The following is an 11900-nucleotide window of genomic DNA, read 5'->3' on the forward strand; positions in this document are numbered from 1 at the left end:
CCCACTAAAGGGCTCCGACCGCTTGTAAGCGTATGGTTTCAGGATCTATTTCACTCCGTTATTCACGGTTCTTTTCACCTTTCCCTCACGGTACTGGTTCACTATCGGTCTCTCAGGAGTATTTAGCCTTAGCGGATGGTCCCGCCAAATTCAGACAGGGTTTCACGTGCCCCGCCCTACTCAGGATACCACTATCCTTTACAGTCATTACTTATACAGGGCTATCACCTTCTATGGCTTTACTTTCCAGTAAATTCTAATTCTTCATGCAAGAAATGTCGTGGTCCTACAACCCCAACATTGCCGTAACAACATTGGTTTGGGCTAATCCGCGTTCGCTCGCCACTACTTACGGAATCACTTTTGTTTTCTTCTCCTCCGCCTACTTAGATGTTTCAGTTCAGCGGGTTTGCCCACCTATCGGTGTACTATGTCTTCAACATAGTGGGTTGCCCCATTCAGGTATTTACGGATCAACTCTTGTGTGCAGATCCCCGTAACTTTTCGCAGCTTATCACGCCTTTCATCGCCTCTGAGAGCCTAGGCATCCCCCATACGCCCTTATTTTGCTTATTGTACCAATCATAAATTTAATTATGACCGTTTTTGTTTGTTTTCTACTATAAATAGTAAAAAACGCTTTCTACTTTTTATATTTTTCTTATCTCAATATGTCAATGAACTTTTACTCTGGATAAATTCCAATTTTTAAATCCCAAATTCCAATAATTGGTATTTGTAATTTCTTTTTTTTGAAATTTGCTCTTCGAGCTTGTGGAGAATAACGGAGTCGAACCGTTGACCTCCTGCGTGCAAGGCAGGCGCTCTAGCCAGCTGAGCTAATCCCCCATTCTTTAGTGTACAGTTAACAGTTCTCAGTTAACAGTACTTAGAACGGTTAGCCAACCTCTAAAATTTCCTTTTCTTAAGTTTAAATAGTAGTCCCGGGCAGACTCGAACTGCCGACCCCTACATTATCAGTGTAGTACTCTAACCAGCTGAGCTACGAGACTCTGTTTTACTTAAGTTTTATTCTTTTTTTTTTAAATTAACAGCAAGAGTAATATAATGTCTAAATCTAATCCCAATAGTTCTTTTCGTCTTTTTCCTTAGCGTGCTTACGCTAACACTAAGGCTCTAGAAAGGAGGTGTTCCAGCCGCACCTTCCGGTACGGCTACCTTGTTACGACTTAGCCCTAGTTACCAGTTTTACCCTAGGCAGCTCCTTGCGGTCACCGACTTCAGGCACCCCCAGCTTCCATGGCTTGACGGGCGGTGTGTACAAGGCCCGGGAACGTATTCACCGGATCATGGCTGATATCCGATTACTAGCGATTCCAGCTTCACGGAGTCGAGTTGCAGACTCCGATCCGAACTGAGAACGGTTTTATAGATTCGCTCCTATTTGCATAGTGGCTGCTCTCTGTACCGTCCATTGTAGCACGTGTGTAGCCCAAGGCGTAAGGGCCGTGATGATTTGACGTCATCCCCACCTTCCTCACAGTTTACACTGGCAGTCTTGTTAGAGTTCCCGACTTGACTCGCTGGCAACTAACAACAGGGGTTGCGCTCGTTATAGGACTTAACCTGACACCTCACGGCACGAGCTGACGACAACCATGCAGCACCTTGTAAATTGTCTTGCGAAAAGTCTGTTTCCAAACCGGTCAATCTACATTTAAGCCTTGGTAAGGTTCCTCGCGTATCATCGAATTAAACCACATGCTCCACCGCTTGTGCGGGCCCCCGTCAATTCCTTTGAGTTTCAAACTTGCGTTCGTACTCCCCAGGTGGGATACTTATCACTTTCGCTTAGCCACTGAAGTTGCCCCCAACAGCTAGTATCCATCGTTTACGGCGTGGACTACCAGGGTATCTAATCCTGTTCGCTACCCACGCTTTCGTCCATCAGCGTCAATATATTAGTAGTAACCTGCCTTCGCAATTGGTATTCCATGTAATCTCTAAGCATTTCACCGCTACACTACATATTCTAGTTACTTCCTAATAATTCAAGCCCTACAGTATCAATGGCCGTTTCCCCGTTGAGCGGGGAGATTTCACCACTGACTTATAAGGCCGCCTACGGACCCTTTAAACCCAATGATTCCGGATAACGCTTGGATCCTCCGTATTACCGCGGCTGCTGGCACGGAGTTAGCCGATCCTTATTCTTACAGTACCGTCAAGGCTCTACACGTAGAGCGGTTTCTTCCTGTACAAAAGCAGTTTACAATCCATAGGACCGTCATCCTGCACGCGGCATGGCTGGTTCAGACTTGCGTCCATTGACCAATATTCCTCACTGCTGCCTCCCGTAGGAGTCTGGTCCGTGTCTCAGTACCAGTGTGGGGGATCTCCCTCTCAGGACCCCTACCCATCGTTGCCTTGGTAAGCCGTTACCTTACCAACAAGCTAATGGGACGCATGCTCATCTTTCACCGTTGTGACTTTAATATCATGTTGATGCCAACTCGATATACTATGAGGTATTAATCCAAATTTCTCTGGGCTATCCCTCTGTGAAAGGTAGATTGCATACGCGTTACGCACCCGTGCGCCGGTCTCTAGTTCCGAAGAACTATACCCCTCGACTTGCATGTGTTAGGCCTGCCGCTAGCGTTCATCCTGAGCCAGGATCAAACTCTTCATCGTATATTATGCGTCCGCCGTGGCGGACTATTTATTTTTGACTGAAGTTCTAGTGGTTCGTTTCAAATCTATCGATTCTATTACTCTTATTCTTTTGTTCTTAAAATCTCTCTTAAGAACGGCTGTCAATTCAATATGTCTAGGAACGTGTTCTTCTTATTTTCTCTTCGTATCTCACAATGTTTGTGTTTCTCGAAGCGGGTGCAAAAGTACAACTTCTTTTTAATCTCACAAGAAAAATTTAAAGTTTTTTTATTCTTTTTTCAAAGATCAAAACCTTATTTCTCTTGTCAGTATTTCAAATAACTTAGCGCTTTTGCGGGGTGCAAATGTAAAACCTAAATTCTTTTCTCACAAGCTTTTTTTGATATTTATTTTAAGCAGTTTTATCTCCTTTATATCTCAATCGCTTGTCAGTATGTCAGTGAACGTCTTGCTTGTTGCGGGTGCAAAAGTACCGCCTTTATTCAATTAAACAATACCTTTTCATAACTTTATTTTAACCTTTTTCTCAACTCGCTGAAAATGTGAATATTGTTTTTGAAGAGAATTATGGTTTTGTAAGAGTTTAGACTTTTTTAAACACAAAGAGCACCAAGGAAGCACTAAGATCACAAAGCAATTAAACACAGATGGCTCAGATTGGCACAGATTAAAGACACTTAAAAAGGGATTTTATAAAGATACACAGAGGAAACACTAGGAGTTTGAACACAGATTTCTCAAATTAACACCGATTAAAGACAACCAACAGAGACTGACTACTGATTTACTGGAGGAATTTGAAACAACACCTATATATTAAGGACAGATTCGTCTCCTTATATATAGTAGCAAAGAATCTTATTCACCTAAACCTTCCTGAAACACCTCTGCCCTAGCCCTGATAGTAGCGGCATCCTTGTGGCGGCGGGCATTTATGCCGCCACAAAATATAGCGGATAGCAGGATTAGCTCCTAAAAAACATAATCAAAACAATAGATTGCATAAAAAATCAAAAACTAACACATCCAAATACCAAAAGCACCACAAACTGAAGTATCAAAAACAATACAACCAACCATCAATCCATTTTAAACAATTAATCACAAAACCAAAAGACCTTAAACTTTCTGTTTTGAGACTAATCTAACAACTATAACTAACTATTACATTCTGAAAATTTTGGAATCGACTTGAATCTAACCACCAAAACAGCATAACCCTAAAATAAAAAAACCACCTAACAAAAGTTAGGTGGTTTTACGATGAGCCGGCGGAGGGACTCGAACCCACGACCTGCTGATTACAAATCAGCTGCTCTAGCCGACTGAGCTACGCTGGCGTTTTATTTCGGCTGCAAATATAAACATGATTCTGAAAAATACAAAAAAAATATTTATTTTTTTAAAAATATTTTAAATCAACCACTACAACTCAAACACCACAAAAAACAGGCTATAAATAAAAAAACCACCTAACAAAAGTTAGATGGTTTTACGATGAGCCGGCGGAGGGACTCGAACCCACGACCTGCTGATTACAAATCAGCTGCTCTAGCCAACTGAGCTACGCTGGCGTCTCATTACGGGTGCAAAGATAGACATGATTTTGAAATCACCAAAATATTTTTGCAATTTTCCGCAATTTTATTGACTACAAATCGTTGATTTTTGCAATTAACTGATTTGCAGTTTGTTCTAATTCAACATTGATTTGTTTAAAATGTGCTTTTTTGTTTTCAACGTTCTTTTCGTTTACTTTTGTAATCAAAACATCAAAAGCAGCAATAGCTTCATCAATTAATTTGTTTGTTTCTTCAGTAGGTTTTCCTGTTGTAGTAATCTCATACAAATAAACTGCCTCAATAATATCTCCTAAAACGTAGTTGATGTCTTTTTTTAAATTCTTAACGTTTGCCATTTTTCTTTAATTTTAATTTGCGTTTGCAAAAGTACATATAATCTTTCTATTCCGAACTATGAAATATAAATTTCTAAAAGAGAAGCTTTTCCATTCAAAACAAATGAACGCATTGCCGCTGGAACCAAAACAGTATCTCCTTTTTTATATTCATTAACTACTTCATCTAAAACAATTTTGAAAGCTCCATCAATACACATATACACAGTAAAGCTTTCACCTTTTTTATTAACTGGCATATTTCCTTCCAAAGGAATAACATTCGTTGTAAAATAAGTACAATCTACAATAGTGTTCGATTGATTACTGTTATTTGCATACTCCTTATAAGTATTTGTTTTCTTATAATTGATAGCATCCAAAGCTAAGTCAACATGTAACTCTCTTCTATTTCCATTAGCATCTGTTCGGTCAAAATCATACAAACGATAGGTTACATCCGAAGTTTGTTGAATTTCAGCCACTACCATTCCAGCACCAATAGCATGTACCGTCCCTGTCTCAAGAAAGAAAACATCTCCTTCTTTAACTTTCACATCATTAAGAATCGACAACAAAGTATTATTTTCAAGATTCTGAACATACTCATTTGTAGTACTATCTTCTTTAAAACCAACAATTATCCTCGCTTCTTCATCAGCTTGCATAATGTACCACATCTCTGTTTTTCCAAAAGAATTGTGACGCTCTTTAGCCAAAGTATCGTTAGGATGCACTTGAATAGATAAATCCTCACGAGCATCTAAATATTTAAAAAGTAATGGAAATTGCTTCCCGAAACGCCCATAAACATCTATTCCAAGCAGTTCAACAGGAAATTCATTAATAACATCTGTCAACTTCTCGCCCTTGTAATCGCCATTCGCAATCACACTAACATCACCTTCCACCGTAGACAACTCCCAACTCTCCCCTGTTATAGGAGAAGTGATTGGCTTATTAAGATAGGTTTTTAGTTTTTCTCCTCCCCAAATTCTTTCTTTTAGAATTGGCTCAAACTGTAATGGATATATTTTCATTCTTGATTATTCTATAAACAATTCTGTGTTTTTTACACTTAAATATAATTACATATTAAATGACTAACTGCTTAACTACTTCTAACGCTTTAGGAATATGCTTTGCAGCAAAAATTCCATTGAAAACCATTTGTACCACTCCATTCTTATCTACAACATAAGTCACCCTACCAGGAAGTAAACCCCAAAAACGAGATGGAACACCAAATAAGCTTCTAATTTTTTGATTTTCATCTGATAGCAATATAAATGGTAATTTATATTTTTTAGAAAATTCTTGATGAGATTCTAATCCGTCACTACTGATCCCTATCACTTCAGCCCCCAATTCTTTAAAATCTTGGTATTGATCTCTAAAACTACAGGCTTGAGTAGTACATCCTGGAGTATCATCTTTTGGATAAAAGTAAATCACAACTGGCTTTTGACCAATCAAGGTTTGACTGTCAAAAACATTACCCAAACTATCTTGAGCACGAAACAAAGGGATTTTATCACCAACTTTTAACCCCATTATTCTCCTCTATACGTTACAAAATTTCGAGGCGTTTCATAAAGCACAACCTCTAAATCAAAATCCGACTGAATTCTTTTTCTAATTTTATTCCAAATAACGACCACAATATTTTCAGCCGTAGGATTTAAATCCTGAAATTCTGCTACATCTAGATTTAAATTTTTATGATCAAAAGGAATTTCCACTTCTTCTTTTATAATTTCCGATAAAATCTTAACATCCACCACAAAACCCGTTTCAGGATCAATAGGTCCAGTCACACTCACAATTAACTCATAATTGTGCCCATGATAATTAGGATTATTACATTTCCCGAAAACCGCATCATTTTTTTCAAAAGTCCAATCCTTGCGATGCAATCGATGTGCCGCGTTGAAATGTGCCCTTCTACTTATTGTTACTTTCATGGAAATAAATTTACAATTAACGATTCACTTGAATAGTATTTTATATTTTATGCTCTTCTAAAAAATGATAAAATTCTTCAAAAATTATTTTGAACCATACCGTATACGATTCTGGATTCACTTTTATATCTGATTGAACCTCCTCAATCCCCATCCATTTCCAATCTTGAACTTCTTCAGGATTAATAATTGGACTCTCATTATAATAACCAATCATTACATGATCTAGCTCATGTTCTGTTAATCCATTATCAAAAGGTGCTTTATAAATAAAATGAAACAATTCTTTTAACTCCGTTTTAAATCCCATTTCCTCATACAATCTACGACTACCTGCTTGAAGATTAGTCTCCCCCTCACGTTGATGACTACAACAAGTGTTCGTCCAAAGCATTGGAGAATGGTATTTATGCTGCGCTCGCTGCTGGAGCATCATTTCATTTTTATCATTTAACACAAAAACGGAGAAAGCACGATGCAATACAGCTTTTTCATGAGCTTCCAACTTAGGCATCAACCCAATTTGCTCATCATTTTCGTCAACCAATATTACATTTTCTTCTTTCATAATTATTTTTAGCTTCACAAAAATACAAAAAGATAACCAAGCTTATTTAATTTATCAGGTGCTATATCTTAAGAATTCTACCTTTTAAGACTTTCAGCTATCATCAGAGCACATTTTTCGCCATCAATAGCTGCCGAAATGATTCCGCCAGCATATCCTGCACCTTCACCACAAGGATATAACCCTTTTATTTGAAGGTGTTCGTATGTTATTCCGTCTCTAGGAATACGTACTGGAGAAGACGTCCTAGATTCTGGCGCATGCAGAATCGCTTCATTTGTCAAATACCCTTTCATTGATTTTCCAAATTCTGAAAATCCTTCTCTTAATATTTGACTTAAAAAACTTGGAAACACTTGCCCCATTTCAACTGAAGTTGTTCCTGGAACATAGGATGTTTTTGGAATCTCACTAGAAACTTTATTTTGAACAAAATCAACCATGCGTTGTGCAGGCACTTTTTGTGTCTCTCCAGCCAAATGCCAAGCTTTCTTTTCGATGCTTTTTTGGAATTCCATTCCTGCCAAAGGACCAAACTTAGCAAAAGGTTTAAAATCTTCTAACTTTAATTCGATTACAATCCCTGAGTTAGCAGTAGCTTGATCCCTTTTGGATGGAGACCAACCATTAGTAACTACTTCACCAGGACTTGTTGCGCAAGGAGCGATTACGCCACCTGGACACATACAAAAAGAATACATCCCGCGACCACCCACTTGCTTTACGATACTATAAGGAGCAGGCGGTAATAATTCCCCGCGGTAATCACAACTATACTGGATTTGATCAATCAATGATTGTGGATGTTCTGCCCTTACGCCCAAGGCAAATGCTTTGGCTTCAATGAAAATCTTTTTTTTATCTAATAATTCAAAGATATCACGAGCAGAATGCCCTGTAGCCAATATTAATTTATTAGCCGATATAGTATCTCCCTTTTGAGTCACCACACCTTCGACCTCATTATTTTTTATTAAAATATCCGTTACCCTTGTCTCAAAAAGCACTTGACCACCACATTCAATAATCTTTTCACGAATATCCTGAATGATTTGAGGTAATTTATTAGTTCCAATATGTGGATGTGCATCCACCAGAATATCAGGGGTAGCACCAAAAGCAACTAACAATTCTAAAATTCGGGTAACATCACCTCGTTTTTTGGAACGAGTATATAATTTTCCATCCGAATAAGTTCCTGCTCCACCTTCTCCAAAACAATAATTAGAATCTCCATCAACAATATGATCCCTATTGATGGCTTTTAAATCCCTTCTTCTCCCTCTGACATCTTTCCCTCTTTCAACAACAATTGGCTTTAATCCTAATTCCACTAATTGCAAAGCAGCAAAAAGTCCCGCAGGACCAGCTCCTACAACAATTACTTCTTGAGAATTAGCCACATTAGGATAATCTGGCAATTCCAATAGTCTTTCCTGAAAAGGCTCACCATCCAAGTAAACCACTACTTTTAAATTAATCTTAATTGCTTTTTGACGCGCATCAATGGAACGCTTTAAAATAACAATATGATGAATAGAATGAGCAGCAACTTTAATTTTATTAGCCACAAAACCTTTTAATAAAGATTCATTAGCAGCAATTTCTGGACTGACTTGTATAAGAAGTTCTTGAGGCATTTTCACAGGTATTATTCATTACTCCTTTTATATTCAAAAGGAGTCTAATTGCAAAAGTAGTATTTTGTACTGAATTCTTTTCCTTCAAAGGACAAAGCATTTTAAAATAATCAAAATAGACTTTGTAACTTTGCCATAACTAAACCAGCATGGACTGAAAGTCCATAGATTTGGTTGCCAGACTAAAAGTCTGCATAAGAAAACGCTATAATTAGCCACAGATTAAAAAGATTAGCACCGATTAATCCTTGAAATCTTTATAATTCTATCTAACTCTTTGTCTAAATGTGTGTTTATCAAATATTTCTATTAAAAAAAATCTATGTAAATCTGCGTGCAAAAAATAAGCACGCAGATTTGGCAGATTTTTGCAGATAATAATTTTGATATTAATTAGAAATTTGTGTAATTCAATTTAATACATTTTTGAATTTGTGCTAATTTGTGTAATTTGTGGTCTTTTTCCAAGTTAGCAACTCTTTGTCAAAGTCCGACCACTTTCTTTAAATCTGTGGCTAAAATTTTTAGAAGCTAAAGCCAAATGCAATAAAGTGCATAGTTTTAACTATTTTTGGAACCAATAAACTTGAATAGTATAAAATGTCCAGAAAAATTAAAATGATTTGGGATTTTCGCGGACCTGCAGCAGCTAAAACTGCAGAGCATCACGAAATCCACCTAAAAGAATACATTGCAATAGAGAAATCACCCTTAAATATTACAGGATTCGAAATACTTAATGAGATGAACGCAATTGCTTATATGGTTGTCACTGACGAAAATATGATTAGCGTACGTGATGCTTTAAAACCCCACCGTGCTACTTTATATGAAGAATAAATTTTAATTAAATTCCAATAAAAAAATCCCAAACTCCAAGTTACTCGTTTAAGTATTGGAATTTGGGATTTATTTTTTTTATTGGAATTTTTATTTTCTAATTTGCTACTTCACTAATAAACTTAATTCGCATAAGTCGCAACTCATCAATATCATATTCACCATCAAATTCTTTGAGCGCCTCATCAATTTTATCTGATTCCGACTCCATAAAATATTCATGAATCTCTTCTTGTTGATCTTCGTCAAGCAAATCATCTATCCAATATTTAATATTCAGTTTTGTTCCCGAATACACAATTTGTTCCATTTCTTTAATCAAAGTATCCATAGTAAAGCCTTTAGCTTTAGCAATATCCTCTAAAGATAATTTTCTATCGATATTTTGAATGATATACAATTTATTAGCCGAATTAGTCCCAGTAGATTTCACAACTAAATCATCCGGACGAATAATATCATTATCTTCAACATAACGATTAATCAACGTAACAAATGCACCACCATACTTCTTGGCTTTTCCTTCACCAACGCCATGAATATTAACTAATTCCTCTATGGAAATAGGATACTTTAACGCCATATCTTCCAAAGAAGGGTCTTGAAAAACCACAAAAGGTGGAACTCCAATCTTCTTGGCTTCTTTTTTACGAAGTTCGCGCAACATATTCATCAAAGCTTCATCAACAGCTGCAGTAGATTTTGAGGCAGTAACAATAGCTTCGTCTACCGTTTCATTGTATTCATGATCCTCAGACATCATAAAAGAAGTTGGCTTTTTTATAAAATCCAATCCTTTTTTATTGATTTTTACAATACCATAAGTCTCAATATCTTTTGACAAATAACCCGCAACCAGGACTTGACGCAATAAGGCCATCCAATATTTTTCGTCGTGATTAGCTCCTGAGCCAAAAAAAGGCTGTACATCGGTACGATGTGCTTTTATTACCGCATTTACCCTACCTATTAAGGTAAAGACAATTTCTTTAGACTTATATAAATGTTTAGTATCTCTTACTACTTCAAGTAATTTGACCACTTCATCTTTGGCTTCTACTTTCTTTTTAGGATTTCGAACATTATCATCCATATCGGCACCTTCTCCGGTTTCACTATCAAACTCTTCTCCGAAATAGTGCAACAAGAACTTTCTTCTAGACATCGAAGTTTCAGCATAAGCTACCACTTCTTGCAGCAAAGCAAAACCTATTTCTTGTTCCGCTACAGGTTTTCCCGACATGAATTTCTCTAACTTTTCGACATCCTTATAGGAGTAATAAGCCAAGCAATGTCCTTCGCCTCCATCTCGTCCTGCTCGCCCAGTTTCTTGATAATAACTTTCTAATGATTTAGGAATATCATGATGAATTACAAAACGAACATCTGGTTTGTCAATCCCCATTCCAAAAGCAATAGTTGCCACAACAACATCCACATCTTCCATCAGAAACATATCCTGATGTTTCGCCCTAGTTTTAGCATCTAATCCAGCGTGATAAGGAACAGCACTTATACCGTTTACCTTTAGCACTTCGGCAATTGCCTCTACTTTCTTGCGACTCAAACAGTAAATAACTCCTGACTTCCCTTTATGTTGACGAATGAATCGAATAATATCTGATTCTACATTCTTTGTTTTGGTACGCACTTCATAAAACAAATTAGGTCTATTAAAAGAAGCTTTGAAAGTAGTCGCATTTGACATGTCTAAATTTTTCAAAATATCTTCTTGTACCTTAGGTGTCGCCGTAGCCGTTAAGCCAATAACAGGCACCTCTCCTATTTGTTTAATAATGTTTTTTAAGTTTCGATACTCCGGTCTAAAATCATGACCCCACTCCGAAATACAATGCGCCTCATCTATCGCTACAAAAGAAACGGTGACGCTTTTCAGAAACTCGACATTTTCTTCTTTCGTCAAAGACTCTGGAGCCACATAGAGTAACTTAGTCAATCCAGATGTAATATCTTTTTTAACTTGAGAAATTTCAGTTTTGGTAAGGGATGAATTTAAGACATGTGCAATTCCATTCTCAGAGGACAAACTCCGAATAGCATCCACTTGATTTTTCATCAAAGCTATTAACGGAGAAACCACAATAGCAGTTCCTTCTTGAATCAAAGCAGGCAGTTGGTAACAAAGTGACTTCCCACCACCTGTGGGCATAATTACGAATGTATTCTGTTTATTTATTAAACTTTTAATTACTTGTTCTTGTAATCCTTTAAATTGGCTAAAACCAAAATATTTTTTTAATTCTTTATGGATGTCAATTTCGTTTGAATTCATTCTTTATTATATGGTATTTTATATAAATTTGCACCATATAAAGATACAACTTTCTTTTACA

General features: G+C 36.9%; 9 protein-coding genes, 4 tRNA genes and 2 rRNA genes (1 of these 15 cut by a window edge). 1 reads left to right on the plus strand and 14 read right to left on the minus strand.

What is annotated here, in order from left to right; translation table 11 throughout:
* The 13 genes from SLW70_RS00140 to SLW70_RS00200 all read right to left on the minus strand — a co-directional run.
* Nucleotides 1-576 (minus strand): 23S ribosomal RNA (locus SLW70_RS00140); it reaches 2306 nt to the left of the window's first position.
* Nucleotides 577-775: 199 nt separating this feature from the next.
* Nucleotides 776-849: transfer RNA gene (locus SLW70_RS00145), tRNA-Ala, on the minus strand.
* 90 nt (nt 850-939) lie between these two features.
* Nucleotides 940-1013 (minus strand) — tRNA-Ile (locus tag SLW70_RS00150).
* 128 nt (nt 1014-1141) lie between these two features.
* A 16S ribosomal RNA gene (locus SLW70_RS00155) occupies nt 1142-2655 on the minus strand.
* The 16S and 23S rRNA genes sit together here with 2 tRNA genes alongside, the layout of an rRNA operon.
* Nucleotides 2656-3903: 1248 nt before the next feature.
* A tRNA-Thr gene (locus SLW70_RS00160) sits at nt 3904-3977 on the minus strand.
* A gap of 160 nt (nt 3978-4137) precedes the next feature.
* A tRNA-Thr gene (locus SLW70_RS00165) sits at nt 4138-4211 on the minus strand.
* 77 nt (nt 4212-4288) lie between these two features.
* Entirely contained in the window at nt 4289-4555 is a 267-nt protein-coding gene (locus tag SLW70_RS00170; protein ID WP_320889835.1) for a hypothetical protein, read from the minus strand.
* A gap of 56 nt (nt 4556-4611) precedes the next feature.
* Nucleotides 4612-5574 (minus strand): type I phosphomannose isomerase catalytic subunit, encoded by a 963-nt coding sequence (locus SLW70_RS00175; protein WP_320889836.1) that lies wholly within the window; start codon nt 5572-5574, stop codon nt 4612-4614.
* Nucleotides 5575-5629: 55 nt separating this feature from the next.
* Nucleotides 5630-6088 carry a peroxiredoxin gene (locus tag SLW70_RS00180; protein ID WP_320889837.1) on the minus strand — a complete coding sequence of 153 codons (459 nt, stop codon included), beginning with the start codon at nt 6086-6088 and terminating at the stop codon, nt 5630-5632.
* The gene (locus tag SLW70_RS00185; protein WP_320889839.1) at nt 6088-6498 is read right to left on the minus strand and encodes a 6-pyruvoyl trahydropterin synthase family protein; all 411 of its coding nucleotides are present in this window, start codon (nt 6496-6498) and stop codon (nt 6088-6090) included. Before SLW70_RS00185 ends, SLW70_RS00180 begins: the two co-directional genes overlap by 1 nt.
* A 40-nt stretch (nt 6499-6538) precedes the next feature.
* A complete protein-coding gene (gene idi, locus SLW70_RS00190; protein ID WP_320889840.1) occupies nt 6539-7066 on the minus strand; it encodes an isopentenyl-diphosphate Delta-isomerase in 528 nt (175 codons plus the stop codon).
* A 77-nt stretch (nt 7067-7143) separates the two neighbouring features.
* Nucleotides 7144-8706: an NAD(P)/FAD-dependent oxidoreductase gene (locus tag SLW70_RS00195; RefSeq protein ID WP_320889841.1), complete on the minus strand. Its 1563-nt coding sequence runs from the start codon at nt 8704-8706 to the stop codon at nt 7144-7146.
* The gene (locus SLW70_RS00200) at nt 8660-8794 is read right to left on the minus strand and encodes a hypothetical protein (protein WP_320889842.1); all 135 of its coding nucleotides are present in this window, start codon (nt 8792-8794) and stop codon (nt 8660-8662) included. Before SLW70_RS00200 ends, SLW70_RS00195 begins: the two co-directional genes overlap by 47 nt.
* A gap of 512 nt (nt 8795-9306) precedes the next feature.
* Here SLW70_RS00200 and SLW70_RS00205 point away from each other — a divergent pair.
* Entirely contained in the window at nt 9307-9546 is a 240-nt protein-coding gene (locus tag SLW70_RS00205; RefSeq protein WP_320889843.1) for a hypothetical protein, read from the plus strand.
* A 97-nt stretch (nt 9547-9643) separates the two neighbouring features.
* Here SLW70_RS00205 and SLW70_RS00210 read toward each other — a convergent pair whose 3' ends face one another.
* Complete coding sequence (locus SLW70_RS00210) at nt 9644-11839, minus strand: RecQ family ATP-dependent DNA helicase (protein WP_320889845.1); 2196 nt, start codon at nt 11837-11839, stop codon at nt 9644-9646.
* Nucleotides 11840-11900 lie beyond the last annotated feature (61 nt).

Source organism: Flavobacterium sp. NG2, from assembly GCF_034119845.1.
Taxonomy (GTDB): Bacteria; Bacteroidota; Bacteroidia; order Flavobacteriales; family Flavobacteriaceae; genus Flavobacterium.

Coding starts and splice junctions, on each gene's coding strand:
- SLW70_RS00170 (WP_320889835.1), bottom strand. CDS start 4,555: ATGGCAAACGTTAAGAATTTAAAAAAAGACATCAACTACGTTTTAGGA.
- SLW70_RS00175 (WP_320889836.1), bottom strand. CDS start 5,574: ATGAAAATATATCCATTACAGTTTGAGCCAATTCTAAAAGAAAGAATT.
- SLW70_RS00180 (WP_320889837.1), bottom strand. CDS start 6,088: ATGGGGTTAAAAGTTGGTGATAAAATCCCTTTGTTTCGTGCTCAAGAT.
- SLW70_RS00185 (WP_320889839.1), bottom strand. CDS start 6,498: ATGAAAGTAACAATAAGTAGAAGGGCACATTTCAACGCGGCACATCGA.
- idi (WP_320889840.1), bottom strand. CDS start 7,066: ATGAAAGAAGAAAATGTAATATTGGTTGACGAAAATGATGAGCAAATT.
- SLW70_RS00195 (WP_320889841.1), bottom strand. CDS start 8,706: ATGCCTCAAGAACTTCTTATACAAGTCAGTCCAGAAATTGCTGCTAAT.
- SLW70_RS00205 (WP_320889843.1), top strand. CDS start 9,307: ATGTCCAGAAAAATTAAAATGATTTGGGATTTTCGCGGACCTGCAGCA.
- SLW70_RS00210 (WP_320889845.1), bottom strand. CDS start 11,839: ATGAATTCAAACGAAATTGACATCCATAAAGAATTAAAAAAATATTTT.